Annotated in this window: 18 protein-coding genes; all 18 read left to right on the top strand. The window is 49.9% G+C overall.

The window, feature by feature from the left end; all coding sequences use genetic code 11:
* Positions 1-26 precede the first annotated feature (26 nt).
* The 18 genes from M1L66_RS26890 (at position 27) to rpe (ending at position 20,516) form a co-directional block, all read left to right on the top strand.
* Positions 27-1,253, top strand: coding sequence for a helix-turn-helix transcriptional regulator (locus M1L66_RS26890; RefSeq protein ID WP_434688876.1), 1,227 nt, complete (start codon positions 27-29; stop codon positions 1,251-1,253).
* 152 nt (positions 1,254-1,405) lie between these two features.
* Positions 1,406-2,878 (top strand): MFS transporter, encoded by a 1,473-nt coding sequence (locus M1L66_RS26885; protein ID WP_187019769.1) that lies wholly within the window; start codon positions 1,406-1,408, stop codon positions 2,876-2,878.
* 18 nt (positions 2,879-2,896) lie between these two features.
* The gene (locus M1L66_RS26880; protein WP_434688875.1) at positions 2,897-3,775 is read left to right on the top strand and encodes a sugar phosphate isomerase/epimerase family protein; all 879 of its coding nucleotides are present in this window, start codon (positions 2,897-2,899) and stop codon (positions 3,773-3,775) included.
* A gap of 18 nt (positions 3,776-3,793) precedes the next feature.
* Complete coding sequence (locus M1L66_RS26875; RefSeq protein ID WP_187019766.1) at positions 3,794-4,987, top strand: Gfo/Idh/MocA family protein; 1,194 nt, start codon at positions 3,794-3,796, stop codon at positions 4,985-4,987.
* Positions 4,988-5,041: 54 nt separating this feature from the next.
* Positions 5,042-6,046, top strand: a complete 1,005-nt coding sequence (locus M1L66_RS26870) for a Gfo/Idh/MocA family protein (protein WP_434688874.1) — start codon at positions 5,042-5,044, stop codon at positions 6,044-6,046.
* A 20-nt stretch (positions 6,047-6,066) separates the two neighbouring features.
* Positions 6,067-6,933 (top strand): sugar phosphate isomerase/epimerase family protein, encoded by an 867-nt coding sequence (locus tag M1L66_RS26865; protein WP_434688873.1) that lies wholly within the window; start codon positions 6,067-6,069, stop codon positions 6,931-6,933.
* A gap of 60 nt (positions 6,934-6,993) precedes the next feature.
* Positions 6,994-7,368, top strand: a complete 375-nt coding sequence (locus M1L66_RS26860) for a TM2 domain-containing protein (RefSeq protein ID WP_187019762.1) — start codon at positions 6,994-6,996, stop codon at positions 7,366-7,368.
* Between the two features lie 276 nt (positions 7,369-7,644).
* On the top strand, positions 7,645-8,169 hold the full coding sequence (locus M1L66_RS26855) for an adenine phosphoribosyltransferase (RefSeq protein WP_434688872.1): 525 nt from the start codon (positions 7,645-7,647) through the stop codon (positions 8,167-8,169).
* Positions 8,170-8,200: 31 nt separating this feature from the next.
* Positions 8,201-9,814, top strand: coding sequence for an amidohydrolase (locus M1L66_RS26850; protein WP_434688871.1), 1,614 nt, complete (start codon positions 8,201-8,203; stop codon positions 9,812-9,814).
* A gap of 14 nt (positions 9,815-9,828) precedes the next feature.
* Positions 9,829-10,917 carry a LacI family DNA-binding transcriptional regulator gene (locus M1L66_RS26845; protein WP_002602141.1) on the top strand — a complete coding sequence of 363 codons (1,089 nt, stop codon included), beginning with the start codon at positions 9,829-9,831 and terminating at the stop codon, positions 10,915-10,917.
* Positions 10,918-11,190: 273 nt separating this feature from the next.
* Positions 11,191-12,564 (top strand): sn-glycerol-1-phosphate dehydrogenase, encoded by a 1,374-nt coding sequence (locus M1L66_RS26840; protein ID WP_434688870.1) that lies wholly within the window; start codon positions 11,191-11,193, stop codon positions 12,562-12,564.
* Between the two features lie 14 nt (positions 12,565-12,578).
* Positions 12,579-14,234 (top strand): ribulokinase, encoded by a 1,656-nt coding sequence (locus M1L66_RS26835; RefSeq protein ID WP_434688869.1) that lies wholly within the window; start codon positions 12,579-12,581, stop codon positions 14,232-14,234.
* The gene (locus M1L66_RS26830) at positions 14,231-15,526 is read left to right on the top strand and encodes an alkaline phosphatase family protein (RefSeq protein WP_434688868.1); all 1,296 of its coding nucleotides are present in this window, start codon (positions 14,231-14,233) and stop codon (positions 15,524-15,526) included. Before M1L66_RS26835 ends, M1L66_RS26830 begins: the two co-directional genes overlap by 4 nt.
* Positions 15,527-15,566: 40 nt before the next feature.
* A complete protein-coding gene (locus M1L66_RS26825; protein ID WP_434688867.1) occupies positions 15,567-16,616 on the top strand; it encodes an ABC transporter ATP-binding protein in 1,050 nt (349 codons plus the stop codon).
* A complete protein-coding gene (locus M1L66_RS26820) occupies positions 16,613-17,497 on the top strand; it encodes a carbohydrate ABC transporter permease (RefSeq protein WP_434688866.1) in 885 nt (294 codons plus the stop codon). Before M1L66_RS26825 ends, M1L66_RS26820 begins: the two co-directional genes overlap by 4 nt.
* A 12-nt stretch (positions 17,498-17,509) precedes the next feature.
* Positions 17,510-18,340, top strand: a complete 831-nt coding sequence (locus tag M1L66_RS26815) for a carbohydrate ABC transporter permease (protein WP_434688865.1) — start codon at positions 17,510-17,512, stop codon at positions 18,338-18,340.
* A 20-nt stretch (positions 18,341-18,360) separates the two neighbouring features.
* Positions 18,361-19,746 (top strand): ABC transporter substrate-binding protein, encoded by a 1,386-nt coding sequence (locus M1L66_RS26810; RefSeq protein WP_187019751.1) that lies wholly within the window; start codon positions 18,361-18,363, stop codon positions 19,744-19,746.
* An 83-nt stretch (positions 19,747-19,829) separates the two neighbouring features.
* Positions 19,830-20,516, top strand: coding sequence for a ribulose-phosphate 3-epimerase (gene rpe / locus M1L66_RS26805; protein ID WP_434688864.1), 687 nt, complete (start codon positions 19,830-19,832; stop codon positions 20,514-20,516).
* Positions 20,517-20,527 lie beyond the last annotated feature (11 nt).

The raw sequence follows: 20,527 nt of genomic DNA, 5'->3' as shown, positions 1-20,527 counted from the left end.
TATTTGTAAAACAGATGGAGGAAAAGATGCAGGTAGATTTATTGGAAGTCATTGAGGCGTTCGTAGGGGGCTTTGGAGTTAATATGACGGTCATAAAAACGCCTGATGACGAAATCGGGGATTTTGACCTGGGTATCAGGAAGACGTTTATGGCTGAGGGCGGGACCGGACAGACGGTGAGGCATCTGTACAGTATCTGTCAGGAGGGTATCCTGTACTTCTTAAATGACTGTTTTGAAATGGAATACTGCCTGTTCCGAATACCGAAGGAAGAAGGCCAGTATGGAGAAATGGTGTTAGTTGGGCCGTATCAGAAGGAATATGTGGATGAGTATCAGCTCAATATGCTTGTGCAGTCCCATAAAATCCCCATGGGACTGATGAAGGAGCTGCAGGAATACTATAATGCGGTTCCGGTTATGCTGCTCTATGAGCCATGGCTGGCAGTCCTTACAGCCCTGGCAGGGAAACTATATGGCGGACGGGAACTGGATATTGTCCGCAGAGAAAGCATTGATGAATGCGGGGATATGAATTCTTTCAGCAATCCTCCAACTGAGCCTCTGGCGGCAAAGCTGATTGAAGAAAGATATAAAGCAGAAGAGGAGCTGATGGCTGCCATAGCTCAGGGAAACTTAGAAAAAGCCTTAAAGGTCCATGGGAGATTTCGTAATTTCCACATTGCCAAACGGTATAAAGACCCTGCAAGGAACTTCAGGAATCTTATGATTACGGCCAATACGCTTTACCGGAAGGCGGCCCAGGCGGGATGCGTGCATCCGGTACATATTGATGAATTGTCCTGCAGGTTTGCGAAGAAGATAGAAACGCTGATGACGAAGACGGAGGCAGACCGGTTCAATCTGGAGATGATTCGCAAGTACTGTATGCTCGTGAGGAATTACTCTCTTCAGGGATATTCGCCTCTGGTTCAAAAGGTAGTCAACCATATTGATTTAAATCTGATGTCCGACTTATCACTCAGGAACCTGGCGGCAGAGTATTGTGTCAATCCCAGCTATCTGTCCTCGCTGTTTAAGAAGGAGATGTCAGTAACCATAACGGCATACGTAAACCAGCAGAGGATGAAGCAGGCGATCCGTTATCTGAATACGTCCAATATGCAGATTCAGAATATTGCGGCAGATGTGGGAATCTCGGATGTGAATTATTTCAGCAAGCTGTTTAAAAAGGCTACAGGTAAAACTCCCAGCGAGTATCGGGAGCTGATTCTCGTCCGGACCCAATTGTAGGGAGCTGACAAAAAATATAATAATATTACAGATTTCTACAAAAACTCTCCTCATACATTTTTTCGGGCAGTGTTAAAATGTCGTTAGAAAAAGGAGGACGACTGTCCTAAGGGGACCATGCTTTTATTAAATTATCAGGAGGGTTTATACATATGGGAACATCAACGAATACAAGCGGTATGCACCGCGCGAAGTTGTGGCAGATCGGGGGATTTGCATTTAATAATACGGCTACGAACCTGTACATGTTTATGATGAACTTTATCGCTTATTACTTAACCGGTTATGTGGGGGTAGGTGTAGTCGTTGCATCAACGTTGATCACCACGATGCGTATCTGGGACGGTGTCACAGACCCGTTCATCGGATATCTGGTAGATAAGACGAATACAAAATTCGGCAAAAACCGTCCGTTTATGGTCATCGGTAATGTGATTCTTGCCGTCGCAAGCTTTATCCTGCTTCATGTGACCCATCTCTTTCCGCAGGGGGCGCGTTTTATTTTCTTTGTGCTGATTTACATGATTTATATCATTGGCTATACGTTCCAATGTGTAGTTACGAAATCCGCCCAGTCCTGTCTGACCAATGACCCAAGGCAGAGACCTCTGTTCTCGATATTTGACGGCGTTTATAATACGCTCGTATTTGCGGTGCTTCCGATCTTTATTTCCGGTTATTTAGTACCGAAACACGGCGGCTTCAACGCCTCATTCTTCCACGAAATCTGGTGCTATGTGGCGGCCGTATCCGCGATTCTGACCTGTATTGCCATTTACTGCATTTCCAGCAAGGACCGCCTGGAGTTCTTTGGTACAGGCAAAGCGGTCAAGGTAGGGTTTAAGGATTACTGGGAAGTGCTTAAGAGCAACAGGGCTATCCAGATGCTGGTAGTAGCGGCATCTACGGATAAGCTGGCATCCTCTGTCCGAAGCAACTCTACCATAGGCGTTATCCTGTATGCCATCGTCTGCGGCAACTATGCGCTGTCCGGCGCTGTAGCCGGTTATACGTCCATTCCGAACATGCTGATCCTGTTCTTCGGTGTAGGCTGGATCGCAACCCGTTTAGGACAGAGAAAGGCCATGCTGTTCGGAACCTGGGGAGGTCTCATTTTTACAATTTTAAATATTGTACTGTTTGTGGTCGGAGATCCGTCCCAGATGTCATTTCCGGGTATTGCAGGCTTCACCGGCTGGAATTTCTTCACCCTGGCATTTCTGGTGTTGTATATTCTGGGACAGGGGTGTATGGGAGTATCCGGCAACATCGTTATTCCCATGACTGCTGACTGTGCCGACTATGAAGTTTACCGTTCCGGGAAATACGTTCCTGGCTTGATGGGAACCCTGTTCAGCTTTGTAGATAAGCTGATTTCCTCTCTGGCGGCGAGTATCGTAGGCGTTATGTGTGCCATGATCGGTTTTAAAGAGACTCTGCCTACTGTAGATACTCCCTATAGCCCTCAACTGAAATTCATCGGCCTGACCTGTTTCTTCGGATTGATTTTATTCGGCCTGTTCTGTAACCTGGTAGCCATGAAGTTCTACCCTCTGACAAAGGAAAAGATGGAAGAAATTCAGGAAAGGATCGCAGAAATCAAAGCGCAGGCGCAGCATGCTTAAAACAGGAGGTTGCTTCATATGGAGAAAATTATGATTTCCGGATTTTCCGATGAGATCAGTTCTGATTTTGATGAACAGCTGAAGGTGGTTACAGGACTTGGTATGGAGTACATTTCCCTTCGTACGGCCGATGGTAAGAGTATAGCCGATTATACGGCGAAAGAGGTGAAGGAGAAGCTGCTGCCGAAGCTTAAGAACGCGGGAGTCCGGGTATCTTCCTTAGGCTCCCCCATCGGTAAAGTTGAAATCGGTGATGAGGAAGGGTTCGCAAAACAGCTGGTTCAGCTGGAGGAGTTATGCAGGATCGCAAAGGTACTGGACTGTCGTTACATTCGCATTTTCAGTTTCTATATTCCGGAGGGACGGAATCCGGAGGACTACCGGGAAGCAGTGATCGAAAAGCTGATAAAGTTTGACGCGGCAGCCAGAACGTACGGCGTTGTACTGATCCATGAAAATGAAAAGGGAATCTATGGAGATGGGAAGGAGCGCTGCAGGGTGATCCTGGATGCGTTGGGAAGCGATCATTTTAAGGCAGTCTTTGATTTTGCCAACTTTGTGCAGTGTGGAGAGGACCCTGTGGAGTGCTGGAAGCTTCTACATGACCAGGTTGTTTATATCCATATTAAGGATGCCGTGGCATCGGATAAAGAAAATGTGCTCTGCGGGACCGGCGAAGGAAAAATTAAAGAGATTCTGGAGAGAGCTGTCAGAGAAGAAGGATATGAGGGCTTCCTGACACTGGAACCCCATCTGGTAGTATTTGATGCGCTGAAATCCCTGGAGCTCGCGGATGCGGACAGCATCATCCGGGAAAACAAGGCCACGGACGGTGCGGAAGGCTACGCGATGCAGTATCATGCTCTGAAAGAGATATTAAACGCTATAGAGCGTTAGGTGGAAAGGAGAGTTTCTATGGATAAAGTAAGATTTGGATTAGTTGGAATCGGGGCGCAGGGAGGCGCGTACGCTGGATTTTTAACAGGCAGGGGCGGCTTCCCTGGGATGCCTGCGCCGGAGTGTCCGCCGCACTGTGCTCTCGGTGCATTGTGCGATACGGACCCTGCGAAGGAGGCCATGTGTAAAGAAAAGTATCCCGAGACACCGTTTTTTAGAGACTGGAAGGATCTGGTGGATTCCGGTACGGTTGACGCGGTAGTTACGACGGTTCCCCACTATCTCCACACAGAGATTGCGATTTACTGTCTGGAAAGGGGGATGAATGTCCTGGTTGAGAAGCCGGCGGGCGTATACGCAAAGTCTGTGCGTGAGATGAACGAATGCGCGGCGGCGCATCCGGAGACGGCTTTCGGTATTATGTTTAATCAGCGCACCAACAGGCTGTATCAGCAGGTTAAGGATATCATCGAGTCCGGAGAGCTGGGACAGATCCGCCGTTCTAACTGGATTATCAATTCCTGGTGGCGTCCGGACAGCTATTACCGTCAGAGCGGCTGGCGCGCGACCTGGGGAGGAGAGGGCGGAGGCGTCCTGGTCAATCAGGCTCCTCATCAGCTGGATCTGTGGCAGTGGATATGCGGAATCCCCAATAAGGTTTACGCAAAATGCATCTATGGCGATCACAGGGATATTATTGTGGAGAACGACGTTACCATTGTTACGGAATATCCTGGCGGAGCGACCGGGAGCTTTGTAACCTGTACCCATGATCCCATCGGTACAGACCGTCTGGAGATCGACCTGGACGGCGGAAAGATTGTCGTGGAAGACAGCAGAACAGCGACAGTTTACCGGCTGAAGAAAAAGGAAGACGAGTTAAACCGCACGATGTCCATGATGGAGCTGGTGAAATTGACACAGGGAAACGCTGCCGGAGCTGATGGCCTGTACACGGTGGAAACCTTTGAGAATACAGATGGCTGGGGCGTGCAGCATATGACCGTAATGGAGAATTTCGCATGCCATATACTGGAGGGAACCCCTCTTTTGGCACCGGGGGCCGACGGAATCAACGGTGTAAACCTGGCGAATGCGACCCTGCTTTCCAGCTGGCTGGGAAAGGAAGTGGATCTGCCGGTCGACGAGGATCTGTATCTGGAAGAACTAAACAGGAAAATTGCCGCCGAAGGCAAATTCCCAACCCGTTAGCGTTATGCGTCGGTGCAGAACCGGCGCATATCCGCAGAATCTGGAGGAAGAAAGATGATGAAGGCCGCAGTTATTGGATTGGGAGATATATCCCAAATACATATACCGATCATAGAGTCAAGTCCGGATTTGGTTCTATGCGCGGTTTGCGACAGTAATCCGGAGACGAAGGAAGCAGCGCCGTCCGGCACAGCCTTTTATACGGATTACCATGAGATGGTGGAGAAAGAAAGACCGGACTGTGTTCATGTGTGTCTGCCCCATTACCTGCATTATCCGGTGACGAAAGAACTGGTGGATATGGGCTGCAACGTCTTCTGTGAAAAGCCGGTGGCCCTAAATACGGAGGAAGCCGAACGGTTTGTCCGGCTGGAAGAAGCGCATCCGGAGGTCCGTATCACCATCTGCCTGCAGAACCGTCTCAACGAGAGCGTGGAGCTGTTAAAGAAGTTCATAGAAAGTGGTGAATATGGGCAGGTGGTGGGGACGAGAGGCATCGTCCCCTGGTACCGTCCGGCCGAGTATTACCGCGTAAAGCCCTGGAGAGGAAGCTGGATTACGGCAGGGGGCGGTTGTATGATTAATCAGTCGGTGCATACTCTGGACCTTCTGTACTATTTAGGCGGAAACATGAAAGGGCTGAAAGCCTCTGTAAGCCAGATCCTGGATTACGGCATCGAGGTAGAGGATACGGTGACCGCAAGGCTGGATTATGCAAATGGTGCGAGAGGTCTGTTCTTTGCCACGAATGCCAACTATAAGAACGAGGCGGTGCAGATTGCGGTCCAGCTGGAACGCGCTGAGTTCCGTATAGAGGAAAATATCCTGTATCAAATCCTGCCGGGTGGAGAAAAAAAGTATCTGACTGAGGACAGGAAATTTCCAGGGACCCGTTTCTATTACGGCGCCAGTCATGAAAAACTGATTCGCAGGTTTTATCAGGTACTGGAAGAGGATAAAGGGGACTATATCCGAGTAAAGGACGCGGAAATGAGCGTACGCCTGATAGACGCCATTTTAGAGTCTGGCAGGAGCGGCGCTTACGTAACCATATCGTGATTTCAGAGAGGAGATATCGTATGAATAAGGGACTGATCGGAATTCAGATGAGTACCATCAAAGATAAAATTGCAGAGCTTGGGGCCTATGGGACATTAAGGGCCTGCGCAGAGCTGGGGTATCACTGCGTGGAGGTGTCTCAGATACCTATGACAGAGGAGAATGTTGCAGGCATGAAGAAGGCCTGTGAGGAATTCGGAATTAAAATCGCAGCTTTAAGCGCAGCTATGGAGCCGATGATGCCGGGGAGGCCAGGGGAGTACCTGACTACGGATTTTGATAAGATTGTGACGGACTGCAGGACGTTAAACTGTGATATGCTGCGTATCGGCATGCTTCCAATGACCTGCATGGGGAGCCGTGAGAAGGCTCTGGATTTTGTGAAACGTGCAGATGAGATCGCCGGCAGATTAAAAGAGCAGGGAATTGATTTGTATTATCACAACCACCATGTAGAGTTCGTAAAGTATGACGGTGAATATCTGCTGGACATTATCAGGAACCATACAAGATATATGGGATTTGAGCTGGATATCCACTGGATCCACCGCGGTGGAGAGAATCCGGTGGAATTCATAAAGAAGTATGATGGAAGAATCCGGCTGCTCCATTTAAAGGATTACCGCATTGGACAGATTCAGATGCCGGAGGGACCGTTTGATCCGAAGGCCTTCATGGCTGCATTTTCTGACATCGTGGAATTTGCGGAGATAGGAGAGGGGAATCTTCCGGTTAAGGAATGCGTAGAAGCCGGTTTTGCCGGAGGCAGCGAATATTTTCTCATTGAACAGGATACCACGTACGGGAGAGACCCGTTTGAAAGCCTGAGGATCAGCAAAGAGAATCTGGAGAAGATGGGATATGCGGACTGGTTTTTCTTGGATTAGAGCGTGTTTGAAAATTGCTATCTGCCAGATGTGCGGCTCCCGGCGGCAGGAGGCAAAACGATGAGGAAAAGAAGTATGCAGGACCATCCAGACTACATTGATCCCAACCAGATGATCGCTCTGGAAGAGGAGATGGCTGCGCTGAAAAAAGAGTACGGAATCGTGGATAAACCGAAGTGGTGGATGCGTCTTGGTGATTTCATCGCAAACCATGCCGGGAACAGACAGCCGGTACCGGTATACAGAAAGAAATATATCCTGCTGGCCCTGTGCCTGGGATGGGCCGGCGGCCATCGGTTTTATACGAAGCAGTATGCCCTGGGCTTTATTTACCTGCTGTTTTGCTGGACAGGAATTCCGTTCGCAATGACATTAATTGATTTGATGATTGCACTGCCCAGGCAGGCTGACGAGCAGGGCAGGCTGTTTCTGTAATGGCGCTGGGGTTTCTGCGTCCCGGCAGGCTGGAAGCTTTGGTACATTTTTTCGGCCGTATAGAGATAAGAAATGTAAAAAGAAAAGCAAAAAAATAGACTGATTTCTTTGTGGGCCTGTGCTATAATGAAAGAGCCGCGAAGAGCAAGGAAGATTCGGAACGCTGCCGGAAACCGCTCATGGTTTCCGGTTATTTTTATTTCATAGGAACGCTTGTCCTATGAAATGATGCATGAAAAAAGTAAAACTACAAAATATAAAGAAGAGGTAAAAAGCATGAAAAAACTAGAAGATTACGTAACAAGTATCCCGGATTTCCCGGAGCCGGGCATCATTTTCCGTGATGTCACCACTATTCTGCAGGACGCGGACGGGCTGGCACTGGCGGTTGACGGCGTGCGCGGGATGTTAAAGGATGTGGATTACGATGTCGTAGTCGGCCCGGAATCGAGAGGGTTTATCTTCGGCGTTCCGGTTGCCTACGCGGAGCACAAAGGCTTCGTCCCGGTGAGAAAGCAGGGAAAGCTTCCGAGAGAGGTTATCTCCGCCGATTATGAGCTGGAATACGGCAAAGCCACCATCGAGATGCACAGAGATTCCATAAAGCCAGGCCAGAAGGTCGTGATCATCGATGATTTGATCGCCACGGGCGGCACGATCGAGGCCATTATCGGACTGATAAAGGAGATGGGCGGAGAGGTTGTAAAGATCTGCTTTATCATGGAGTTAAAGGGCTTAAATGGAAGAGAAAAATTAGATGGATATGAGGTGGAATCCCTGATTGCCTACGAGGGTAACTAAACGGAAAACATGAATCACAGAGGTGTAGAGAATGGATAAAATCCTGTACCATGGAACCTTTTTAACAATGGATGAGTCCCGGACTGAACCGGAGGCGGTTCTGATCCGGGACGGAATGATCGGCGGAACCGGCACGCTGGAGGAGATGAAGGCGCTGGCTCCGGACGGCGCGCTTTGGGACATGGAAGGCCATACGGTGCTTCCCGGCTTTATCGACGGCCACTCCCACTTAAGCGCGGTGGCGTACCAGCTGTTAATCGCCAACCTAAAACCGTCGCCGCTGGGAACCTGCGACAGCGTGGAGGACGTGGTGCAGGTGCTGAAGACCTTTTTGGAGACGCATTCACTAAAAACGGGCCAGTGGCTGCTGGGCATGGGATACGACAACAGCGTCTTCCCGGAGGGCGTTCATCCCACCAAGGAAGATTTAGACCGCGTGAGCACGGAGATTCCCGTCGCGGCGACTCACGTCTCCGGCCATCTGTGTGTGGTGAACACGAAAGGGCTGGAGCTTTTGGGATACACGGGAGATCATTTCACAGTTCCCGAGGGCGGAGTCGTGGAACCCACAGGGCTTTTGAAGGAACAGGCATTTCTCGGGAAAAACGGAGAGATGCAGGGGCCTGCTCCCGAAGATGTGGTGAAGGCGGTGGGAGATGCCTCAGAGCTGTACGCATCCTATGGCCTGACTACGGTTCACGACGGCAAAGTCACGGAAGGGCAGTATCAGCTCTTAAAGGGAGCCGCGTCCATGGGACTTCTAAAGAACGATGTGGTCATGTATCTGATACCGGAACTGGCCGGTCAGTTTCTGACGGAGCAGGGACCGGAAGCGCTTGCGGCGAAAGGCTATGAAAACCATCTGCGCCCCGCGGGAGTGAAGCTGTTTCTGGATGGCTCGCCTCAGGGAAAGACGGCCTGGCTGTCAGAGCCGTACTATGTGGTTCCGGACGGCGAGAAGCCGGATTACCGGGGATTTCCGGTGCAGACGGAAGCCTATGTGATGGATATCATGCGCACCTGCGTGAAAAACCGCTGGCAGATCAATGTACACGCCAACGGGGATGAAGCGATCGAGCAGATGATCCGCTGCTATCAGTCGGTACTTGAGGAGACGGGGAGTGAGAAGAATCTGCGCCCTGTGGTCATTCACTGCCAGACCGTGCGGGAAGATCAGCTGGATCGGATGAAGGAGATCGGCATGATCGCCAGCTTTTTCCTCGACCATGTGTATTACTGGGGCGACTACCACTATGAGTCCGTGCTGGGCCCGGAGAGGGCGGCCTACATCAGTCCGGCCCGTTCGGCCCTGGAGCGCGGAGTCTCCTTTACGCTTCATCAGGACAGCCCGGTGGCTCCGCCCGACGTGATGGGGGCGGTACACAACGCCGTGAACCGGAAGACGGCAAAGGGCCGTGTGCTGGGAGCAGAGCAGACGATCACTGTAATGGAAGCGCTTAAGGCCGTGACGGTGAACGGAGCGTACCAGATTTTTGAAGAGGACAGGAAGGGAAGCATAGCGGTGGGGAAGGCTGCGGATTTTGTGATCCTGGAAGAGAACCCGCTCCTGGTTCCTGAAGAGAGACTCAGGGATATAAAAGTTCTGGAGACGATCAAGGCCGGAGAGACGATATACAAACGATGAGGAATAACTACATTATGACAAAGAAGAAACCGACTTCCAAGGATGTTGCCCAGTTGGCCGGTGTTTCCCAGCCCACTGTTTCCATGATTTTAAACAACTATGATAATGTCCGCTTTTCGCCGGAGACGGTACAGCGTGTGATGGACGCCTGCACGAAGTTGAACTACCGGGTTCCTTCTAAAAGAAAAGGAAACAGCGGGGAGCGGTACGAGAAGCTGATTATGGCCATGTGTCCGTCGTACACCAATCTGTACTATATCAGTCTTCTGGAGGCCATGTGTAATCAGGCGGAGGAGCGGGGGTATTCTCTCACGGTCTTCTCCAGCGGACGAAATATGAAGCTGGAAGGCCAGTTTGCCAACCTCGCCTGCCAGCAGGACGCGCTGGGAGCGTTGCTTCTTTACAAGCCCGCAAATTCCGTGGCGCTTCAGCAGCTCATTGCGAATATGCCCGTGGTAGCCATCTGCGACAAGACGGAAGTCTCCAATATGGATATCATAGAACTGGACAGCGAAAAGCTGGGGATGATCATCGCCGAGCATCTTCTGAGTCTGGGACACAGGAAAATTGCCTATATTTCCACCGAACTGAACGAACGCCATCCGGCCAGGCTTTACCGGCTGAAGGGCATGCAGAATGCCTATGCCAGGGCAGGAGTCAGTCCCTTCAACATCCTGACCTGTACCATGGACAGCGAGAAGATTGCGTATACGAAGGACATCACATCGTATGAGACCGGCTACTGTCTTGGAAAACGCGTGGTGGAAAAGTATGATGACATCACCGCCCTAGTCGGGATGAACGACATGGTGGCCATAGGAATTATGGATGCGCTGGCAGACAAGAAGTATAAGGTTCCACAGGACTATTCTGTCTGCGGCTGTGATAATACGATGATTTCCCAGTACAGGACTATTTCCATGACATCGGTAGAGCATTTTGATGCCAACCGGGGACGGGAAGCCGTCGATGTGTTGATACGAAAAATCGAGCAGGAAAATGGAACCGACGGGGATTTGTGGCCGGCCAGTGCCGTGCGTGTGGAATTTGTCCCAAAACTGGTTGCGAGAGCCTCGACAGGGCCAAACCGGAGAAAAAAATAGAAAAATTTTGAAAAATTATTACTAATAATATTAGTAAGCAAAAAGCAGGGGAACGGCGAAACGAAGAAATATTGATTTAAAAAGTGGATAAAACCGTAATGGACGGATAAATAGTTAATTTTATTACTAATAAAATTAACTATTTATCCGTTTTTTTTGGATTTATTAATTTTTGAGTAAAAGTGCACAGGTTGACAAAGGGAATATTGACATTATTATATAAAATATACAACAAAGAAATTGATAAATCAAAAACAGATAGGAGACTGAAAGATGCAGATCGAGCCTGAATGCTTTACTATTGAGGATTATTTACATCATACCTTTTCCTGCGAATGCGGACGTTCTCATCATACCGATGTGGAAAAAATCCTGATTTCGCAGGGAGCACTGGAGCGGGTGCCGGAGGCAGTGGAAGAACTGGGATACCATCACGTATTTCTGGTATCCGACTATAATACGTATCAGGCGGCGGGAGAACGGGTGGAGAAGCTGTTGCGGGATCGGAACCAGGCCTGCACCTCTTATGTGATTCCCAGAAAGATTGTGGTGCCGGATGAGCATACGCTGGGTGAGCTGCTTGTCCACTTCAATCCGGAGTGCGACCTGATTATCGGAGTCGGCACCGGTACGATCAACGATATGTGCAAGTTTTTAAGCTATCAGATGAAGATGGAATACATGATTATCGCATCGGCCCCTTCCATGGATGGCTTTGCTTCGGTTGGCGCGGCTTTAATTGTAAATAATCTGAAAACAACTTATAATGCTCATGTACCGAAGGCAATTGTTGGAGATGTTGATATTCTTGCAAAGGCCCCCATGAATATGATCGCGGCCGGCGTGGCGGACATTCTCGGAAAATACACCTGCCTCTGTGACTGGCATTTATCGAATCTTGTGAACGGCGAATATTTCTGCCCCGTCATTGAGCGGATGGTGAGATATTCGTTAAAAAAGATGATGGAGCAGGTCAAGAACTTAAAGGAACGGACCCCGGAGACGATTCAGACGGTCATGGAGTCCCTGGTTCTTACCGGCATTGCCATGAGCTTTGTGGGAAATTCCAGACCGGCTTCGGGCTGTGAACATCATATGTCTCATTATTGGGAGATGAAGTTCCTGTTTGAAGGGAGAACGGCGGTCTTACACGGCACAAAGGTAGGCGTAGGAACGATGACGGCGATTCGGTTGTATCAGAAATTTATGGAATCAGAAATCGATTATGAGGAGGCGGTGAGGAGAGCAGAGGCATTTGATTTTGCGGAATGGTCGGAGAATATGAAACGGACTTACGGTGCAGCGGCGGACGGAGTGATCGCCAATGAAAAGACAGAACTAAAAAATGACCCGGAGGAAGTGAAGAAACGTCTGGTGGTTATACGGGAAAAGATGGGAGACATCAGAAGAACCGTCAGCGATTTAGTGCCGAAGGAAGCGCTTATAAGGGGGATTTTAAAGGATTTGGAAGCGCCCGTTAATCCGCTGGAACTGGGAATCGACTGCGGCATGGTGAGTGACAGCATAGAGGTGGCTAAGGAGGTCAGGGACCGCTATACACTGCTTCAGCTCCTGTGGGATCTGGGAATTCTGAAGACTGTCGCAGAGGAGACGGCCGCTTCTTTTCAGAAAGAGATGGAAAAGTAAAGAGGGATAGATGGATGGAGAAACGATATGCAATCGGTCTGGATTATGGAACTCTTTCCGTGAGGGCACTGCTCCTTGATATGGACAGCGGAGAGGAAGCCGGCACAGCGGTGTATGAATATCCCCATGGCGTGGTGTCAGGGAGTCTGCCGGATGGCAGCCCGATCCCGCCTGAATATGCACTCGCGGTTCCGGAGGACTATCTGCAGGGATTAAGCCAGGTGGTAAGGGATTTACTGAGGGAGAGCGGCGCGGTGCCGGAGTCGGTGAAGGGGATTGGCCTGGATGCCACGTCGGCCACGGTGATTCCGGCAGATAAAAGCGGTATGGCCATATCCATGCTTCCAGGTTTTGAAAGCAGCCCTCACGCTTACATCAAGCTGTGGAAACACCATGGGGCAAAAAAATACGCGGAAAAGATGTACAGTCTGGCAGATAACTGGAAAGAGGAGTGGCTGACTCTTGTGGGAGGCAAAGTAAGCTGTGAGGCATTTCTGCCGAAGACCCTGGAGACCCAGGAAGAGGATGAAGCCGTTTACAAACGCTGCCATACCTTTCTGGAGGTGGGGGACTGGCTGACATGGTATATGACGGGAGAATGCGTCCGGAGCACGTCCATGGCGGGCTGCAACAGCTTCTACCAGCGGGGAATCGGATATCCAGATGAGGATTTCTTAAGGAAAATAATGCAGGAGTCAGAGCCGGTTACCAGAAAGTATAAAGGCCGGTTTGTTGCCCTGGGGTGCTGCGTAGGACGGCTGACACAAAGGGCGGCGGACCGTATGGGACTTCTGCCGGGAGTGCCGGTGGCAGCGGCCATGATTGATTCTCATGCCGCGGTGGTCGGCGCAGGGGCCGACCGGGTAGGCGACGTGACGGCGGTTATGGGAACCAGCGCCTGTTACCTGCTGAATTCTCATACCGGGGAGGGGATACCGGGAATTTACAGCTGTGCTTATGAGGCTCATATACCGGAGCTGTTTGGATATGAAGGAGGCCAGTCCTGTGTCGGCGAGTGTCTGGAGTGGTTCGTGGACAACTGTGTACCGGAAAGCTATATGAAAGAGGCAGGGCAGGCGGGAATCGGCATTCATGAGCTGCTGCAGAGGAAGGCGGCCGCCATACGGCCGGAGCAGCGCGGACTGGTGGTTTTAGACTGGTGGAATGGGGTGAGAAGTCCGCTGATGCGACCAGAACTGACGGGAGTGATGACCGGACTGACTATCTATACGAAGACCGAGGAAATGTACCTGGCGCTAATGGAGGGAATCTGTTTTGGGGCCAGGGTCATAGTGGATACCTTCCGTGATTCGGGGCATTCCGTGGAACGTCTTATTGCGGCCGGCGGGATCCCGATGAAAAGCCCGCTGATGATGCAGATGCTGGCTGATATCTGCGGTACGGAAGTACGGGTGTGCGAAAGCAGACAAAGCAGTGCCAGAGGAAGCGCCATTATGGGCGCGGCGGTGGCGGATGGGACGGAAAAAACGTCTAGAATACTGAAGGACTGGATTCATAAGCTGGGAGCGGGGACGTCCGCAGTCTATGATCCAGACTGCGGAAACAGGGCAGTTTATGAGGAAAAATACAGGAAATATATACGGTTAAAAGAAATATTTGAGAACATTGACAGCAAAGGTTTACTAAACGGGGAGGAAGACAAAAAATGAAGAAGAAACTGATTGTTTTTTCGGCAGATGCAATGGTGTCTGAGGATGTCGATTATTTAAAAACATTACCCAATTATCAAAAATACTTGGCAGGCGGCTGTATGGTCCAAAAAGTCGATTCTGTCTACCCGACCATTACGTATCCCTGCCATACCACGATGTGCAGCGGCGTGTGGCCGGATAAGCACGGCGTCGCGGGGAATCTGCAGATGATACCGGGAACATCGCCGCTTCCATGGAAGTGGGATTACAGTAATACCAGATGGAAAGGGGATATTTTTACTGAGGCGAAAAAGGCGGGATACACGACAGCAGCCGTCTTCTGGCCGGTAACGGGCAACCATCCGGCCATTGATTATCTGATCGATGAATACTGGACTCAGTTTCCGGAGGATACGCCCCGTGAGGCGTGGAAACGCATGGGCTCCAGCGAGGAGATGCTGGAGATCGTAGAACGCCATATCGGGGACAATAAGATCAGAATTCATCCGCCGACGGAGCGGTTTATCGTGAGCTGTACCTGCGATATTATCCGGCAGTATAAGCCGGATGTGATGTTCCTTCATCCGGCCAACATTGACGCCTACCGCCATCAGACAGGGCTGTTTAACGACAGAATTCTGACCGGTATTGAAGAGACAGACCAGTGGATCGGTGAAATCATGCAGGCCGTGGAGGAGATCGGGGAGCTGGAAAATACGAATCTGGTGCTGACCAGTGACCACGGGCAGATGGAGATCAAACGCGTGATCAACCCCAACGTGATTCTGGCGGATCATGGACTGATCCGGAAGAATGAGGATGGAACGCTGGAAGACTGGGAGGCATGGTGCCTGTCAGGGGGATTGTCGGCACTCGTATATTTAAAGAATCCGGAAGACCGGGAGACTTATGAGAAGACATACAGCCTTTTAAAATTTATGGCGGAGGAAGGCATTTACGGAATCAGTCAGGTGTTTACCACAGCAGAAGCAGATGAGAAGTATCATCTCGACGGCCCGTTCTCCTTTGTACTGGAATCGGATGACTATTCTTCGTTCGGCGATTCGATTCATCGTCCAATTGTGACGAACTATGAGGTATCAGACTATCGTTATGGAAGAGCTACCCACGGGCATCTGCCCTTTAAGGGGCCGCAGCCAGTCTTTCTGGCAAAGGGACCTGACTTTAACGAACATGTGACGCTTCAGAGAGGAAGGCTGGTTGACCAGGCGCCGACCTATGCGAAACTGCTCGGATTCGAGCTTCAGGGAGCCGACGGTCAGGCCATCGAATCTTTCATACGAAAATAGCGAAAAAGACAAAAACCAGTGAATGGAAAGGAGTATTACAGTGGCAGCCATTGAATTTAAAAGTGTTACCAAAAGCTTCGACAACAATGTGGTCATCAGGGATATCAATCTGAAAATAGAGGATGGCTCATTTACTGTTTTAGTAGGACCGTCGGGGTGCGGAAAGACTACGCTTCTCCGCATGATCGCAGGAATCGGACCGCAGACATCGGGAAAGGTATTGATTGATGGGAAGGATGTAAGTGAAATTGCTCCGGGAAAACGGGGTGTAGCCATGGTATTTCAGAACTATGCGATTTACCCCACCATGACCGTGCGGGAAAATATCGAGTTCGGACTGAAGAATAACAAGATACCGAAGGATGTGAGAAAGCAGCTGATCGAAGAGGCCAGCGATAAGGTGGGACTTTCCCAGTTCCTGGACCGCATGCCAAGCACTCTGTCCGGCGGTCAGCGTCAGAGAGTCGCGCTTGCGCGTGCCATGGTGAAAAAGCCATCCGTGTTCCTGATGGATGAACCGCTGTCCAACCTGGATGCAAAGTTAAGAGTCCAGATGCGCGTGGAATTAATCGAGCTTCACAAAAAACTGCAGACGACCTTCGTCTACGTTACACACGACCAGGTGGAGGCCATGAGTATGGCCGATACGGTAATTCTGATGAATAACGGTCTGATTCAGCAGATCGCCTCCCCGGAAGAGATATACAGCGATCCGGCAAATTTGTTCACCGCCCGCTTTATCGGTTCTCCGGCAATGAATATCGTGGCACTTCAGGGGGGAAACCGGCTGGGGTTCCGGCCGGAACGGGGAATTCTCACAAGAGAAAAACGGGACTCCGGCGTCTTCCATACGAAGGGGATTGTCGTTACAAGAGAGATGCTGGGGCGTGAGACGACCTATTCCGTGCGGGATAAGATGGGGAGAACCTATATGGTAACCGGGCTGGAGGATCCGTTCCGGGTAGACGATATGGTATTTTTAAGCGTAGATATGGAGCATATCTATTTCTTTGGAAAGGATGAGACGCGTATCCGCCCGGGAGATGAGGAGTACGATCCCTGCCTGGAACTGTTAAGGAGGGACGTATGAAAGGAAAGATTACTGAAAAAATAGTTCCCTATATCCTGGTGGCTCCGACAATGATTGGGATTCTGCTTTTCGTGGTCTATCCTATCATCAAGCTGATACATATGAGTTTTTACAAGGTAAACCAGTTAAACGCAGCCAAGACGAAATTTGTGGGACTGGAAAATTATGAGAAGATATTTAAGACTTCAGAGTTTCAAAAGGCGCTGGTCAATACAGGGTATTACTCCCTTTTCATGATTCTGATCGTGCTGGGATGTTCCCTGATCTTCGCGGTATGGCTCGGCTCCCGCGCGACAAAGATGAATTCCTTTACGCAGGCGGCCGCATTTCTTCCGCATATCATTTCCATGGTATCCATCGGCCTTATTTTCCAGCAGATGATGGACCCGGACTTCGGCGTTTTTAACTCGGTGTTAAAGGCGCTGGGGCTGCCTGCAAGCCAGTTCTTAAGGAGTTCCGACACTGCGCTGGCATCGGTTATCTTTACCTCTGCGTGGAAGAGTATCGGATATTACACACTAATTTTAATCGCAGCGCTCCAGAGTATACCGCAAAGTATCTACGAAGCTGCGGATCTGGACAACGCGGGAAAATGCCGGACATTTTTCAAGATTACGCTGCCTCTTATCTCACCTCAGATCTTTTTCGTGCTGATCGTTATGACAATCGGAAATTTCAAGGTGTTTGAGACCATCCGCGTCATGACGGCGGGCGGCCCCAATAACGCGACTACGTCGCTGGTATACTACATCTACAACAAGGTGTTTATGGACTTCAATGTAGGGCGCGCCGCGGCGGGCGGGGTGGTGCTTCTGGTTCTGGTAGGAATCATGACCGTTCTCTATTTTGTCAGCTTGTCGAAAAAAGTACATTATCAGTAGGGGGGACGAAACATGTATAAATTGAATCAGAAAATATGGGCAGCCATAGGGATCGTGTTAAAAGCAGCGCTGGTGCTGGTGTTTGTATTTCCGTTTTTCTGGATGGTCTCCGTGGCCCTGCAGACGGAAGCGGAAATCAGTTCTTCTCCGCTCACGCTGTTTCCGGCAGTTCCTCAGTGGATCAACTTTATAACCGCGTGGCAGAAGGGACCGTTTTTGCTGTATTTGAGAAATTCCCTTTCTATCATTGTAAGCGTGATTGCGCTTCAGATGGTGATCATGGTACCCGCGGCCTATGCGTTTGCCAAATATGAGTTTAAGGGGAAAAAGATCATGTTTGGTCTGGTGCTGATTGCATTTATGACGCCGGGGCAGATCACCTTCCTTCCGATCTATCAGATGATGTCAGATTGGGGAATCATGAATTCCCTGCTTCCGCAGATTCTGCCGTTTATGACGAATGCGTTTGGAATTTTCCTGCTGAGACAGTATTTTATGCAGGTTCCGGACGAATTAATCGAAGCGGCAAAGCTTGATAATGCAGGCGCGCTGAAAATTGTCTATAAATTAATGCTTCCCATGGCGAAACCGGCCATGAGCACGATCGTGCTGTTCAGCTTTGTCAGCCACTGGAACGATTACTTCTGGCCGCTGGTTATGACCCAGTCCACAGAGGTCTGTCCGCTGACAATCGGAATCGCAATGCTTAAGAATACCGAGGGTGTAACAAACTGGAATACCATTATGGCGGGGAACTTGATTCTGGTATTCCCGATTCTGATCGTATATGTATTGTGTTCAAAATCAATTATAAAGTCATTTGCCTATTCAGGCATCAAATAAAAAAGAGGAGGATTTACAACATGAAAAAAGGATTAAAGAAAGCAGCAGTACTGGCGATGGCAGCGGCGATGGCGGCAGGTCTGACCGCATGCGGAGGCGGTGAGACCGCAGCTACGACGGCAGCGAAGACGGAGGATGCGTCTAAGGCAGAGACCACGGCAGCTGCGAAGACGGAGGAGGCGAAAAAAGAAGAGACGGCTTCCGGATCAGACAAGGCGGAGGTGACGTTCTGGCATTCCATGAGCGGCAAGAATGGGGATCTCTTAAATTCGATCGTGGAGATCTATAATACCTCTCAGGACAAAATCAAGGTGGTCGCCGAATACCAGGGAAATTATTACGATGCCATTGCTAAGGCGCAGACGGCAATTTCCGCAGGCAACAGCCCGGATATTCTGCAAACCGGTTCCGGCCAAGTATCGATTCTGGCAAAGGAGGAAGGAATTCTGGAAAATCTGGTCCCTTATATGGAGAAGTCCGACATGAAAGTATCAGACTTCAACCCGACCTTTATTACTGGCATGAGCCTCGATCCGACCGTCGCAGACCAGCTGGTGGCGTTCCCCATGGGCTGTTCCACACCGGTTCTGTTCTGCAACATGGACTTACTGGAGGAGGCAGGTGCCGAGGTTCCCGTGACATGGACGGATTTATCGGATATTTCGAAAAAACTGATCAACGAGGGCAAGGTAGAATATGGATTTACGATTCCTCACGATCCATGGTATTTCTGGATGTTTGTAGCGCAGAACGATACGAAGGTGTTCAGTGAAGACGGATTAAAACTGGCCTGCGTGGATGATGGCACCGGCATTGACGCAATGCAGAAGGTTCAGCAGATGTGCAAGGATAAGGTGATGTATTTCGGACCGGTATCTGACTCTGATTCGACCTGCCGCGGCATGTTCCTGGAAGGAAAGAGCGCGTTCTATGTATCTTCGATCGCAAACCTGGGAAATGTGGACTCAAACGCCAAGTTCCAGTATTCCGTACAGTACGTTCCCAGATTCAAAGTAAACGCGGTTCCAAGCGGCGGTAATACGCTGACCATGCTGGCTTCCGCAAAGAATAAGGATGCGGCCTGGGATTTCCTTTACTGGCTGTACAACGACAACGCGGGTGTAGCGACCTTTGCTGCTGAAACCGGCTACCTGCCGTGTTCCACGAAGATCAGCGAAATGCCGGTAATCAAAGAGAAATGGGCTCAGAATCCCAATTGTGAAATCGCCTATAACCAGCTTGAATACGGCAATAACGACCATATGGTTATGCAGCCCAACAATGGAGATATCGCCAACAACGTAGCTGCTATGATGGAAGCGTGTTTCTACGATTATGAGGATGTAACAGAGCAGATGAACATATTGAAAGAAGAAGCCGAAGATATTCTGGCTGATCTCCAGTAAAGAAACAGAACATACACTGCGGGGCTGCTGTCAGAAATGGCAGCGGTCCCGCAGCCGTTTGAGGAAAGGAGAAGGACTGCGGTATGAACCCAATGATTTCGGCCTCTATTATGTGCGCGGACATTATGAATCTGGAACCCCATCTCAGGGATCTGGAGAAAAGCGGCTGTGATTATATCCATGTCGATATCATGGACGGCACGTTTGTGCCAAATTATACACTTGGTACGGAATTGATACGCAGGCTGCATCAGGACACCAGGATACCACTGGATATCCATTTGATGGTGGAGAAGCCGGAAGAAAAGCTGAACTATTTTGAGCTGCTTCCCCAGGATGTGGTGAGCGTTCATGTGGAATCTACGAAGAATATCCAGAAGATCATCGAAACAATACGGAAGAAGGGGGCCAGGGTCTGTGTGGCTCTTAATCCGGCGACGCCTCTCTGTTATCTGGATTACCTGTATGATGAGATCGATATGATCTTAATTATGACTGTTAATCCAGGATTTTCAGGACAGAAACTGATTCCGGCCACGTTAAAGAAGATTGAAGATTTGAGGGCGCATTTAGATGCCATAGAGAAAAGCGGTATTCTGATTGAGGTGGACGGGAATGTCAGTTTTGAAAATGCACCGGTGATGGCGCGGGCAGGAGCCGACGTCTTTGTCGCCGGCAGCAGCAGTATATACTGGCAGGGAAGTTCTTTTACAGATAATGTCAGCCGTCTGAGAAACGTGGTTCTGGCGGAGATGAAAAAAACATCATAGGAAACAGCGGA

Source organism: Hungatella sp. SB206, from assembly GCF_051132295.1.
In the GTDB taxonomy this organism is placed as follows: Bacteria; Bacillota; Clostridia; order Lachnospirales; family Lachnospiraceae; genus Hungatella; species Hungatella effluvii.
This window is presented reverse-complemented; position numbering and strand designations above follow the sequence as displayed.

Bases quoted from the DNA above. Each gene is read 5' to 3' on its own strand.
- M1L66_RS26890 (WP_434688876.1), top strand. From the start codon at position 27: ATGCAGGTAGATTTATTGGAAGTCATTGAGGCGTTCGTAGGGGGCTTT.
- M1L66_RS26885 (WP_187019769.1), top strand. From the start codon at position 1,406: ATGGGAACATCAACGAATACAAGCGGTATGCACCGCGCGAAGTTGTGG.
- M1L66_RS26880 (WP_434688875.1), top strand. From the start codon at position 2,897: ATGGAGAAAATTATGATTTCCGGATTTTCCGATGAGATCAGTTCTGAT.
- M1L66_RS26875 (WP_187019766.1), top strand. From the start codon at position 3,794: ATGGATAAAGTAAGATTTGGATTAGTTGGAATCGGGGCGCAGGGAGGC.
- M1L66_RS26870 (WP_434688874.1), top strand. From the start codon at position 5,042: ATGATGAAGGCCGCAGTTATTGGATTGGGAGATATATCCCAAATACAT.
- M1L66_RS26865 (WP_434688873.1), top strand. From the start codon at position 6,067: ATGAATAAGGGACTGATCGGAATTCAGATGAGTACCATCAAAGATAAA.
- M1L66_RS26860 (WP_187019762.1), top strand. From the start codon at position 6,994: ATGAGGAAAAGAAGTATGCAGGACCATCCAGACTACATTGATCCCAAC.
- M1L66_RS26855 (WP_434688872.1), top strand. From the start codon at position 7,645: ATGAAAAAACTAGAAGATTACGTAACAAGTATCCCGGATTTCCCGGAG.
- M1L66_RS26850 (WP_434688871.1), top strand. From the start codon at position 8,201: ATGGATAAAATCCTGTACCATGGAACCTTTTTAACAATGGATGAGTCC.
- M1L66_RS26845 (WP_002602141.1), top strand. From the start codon at position 9,829: ATGACAAAGAAGAAACCGACTTCCAAGGATGTTGCCCAGTTGGCCGGT.
- M1L66_RS26840 (WP_434688870.1), top strand. From the start codon at position 11,191: ATGCAGATCGAGCCTGAATGCTTTACTATTGAGGATTATTTACATCAT.
- M1L66_RS26835 (WP_434688869.1), top strand. From the start codon at position 12,579: ATGGAGAAACGATATGCAATCGGTCTGGATTATGGAACTCTTTCCGTG.
- M1L66_RS26830 (WP_434688868.1), top strand. From the start codon at position 14,231: ATGAAGAAGAAACTGATTGTTTTTTCGGCAGATGCAATGGTGTCTGAG.
- M1L66_RS26820 (WP_434688866.1), top strand. From the start codon at position 16,613: ATGAAAGGAAAGATTACTGAAAAAATAGTTCCCTATATCCTGGTGGCT.
- M1L66_RS26815 (WP_434688865.1), top strand. From the start codon at position 17,510: ATGTATAAATTGAATCAGAAAATATGGGCAGCCATAGGGATCGTGTTA.
- M1L66_RS26810 (WP_187019751.1), top strand. From the start codon at position 18,361: ATGAAAAAAGGATTAAAGAAAGCAGCAGTACTGGCGATGGCAGCGGCG.
- rpe (WP_434688864.1), top strand. From the start codon at position 19,830: ATGAACCCAATGATTTCGGCCTCTATTATGTGCGCGGACATTATGAAT.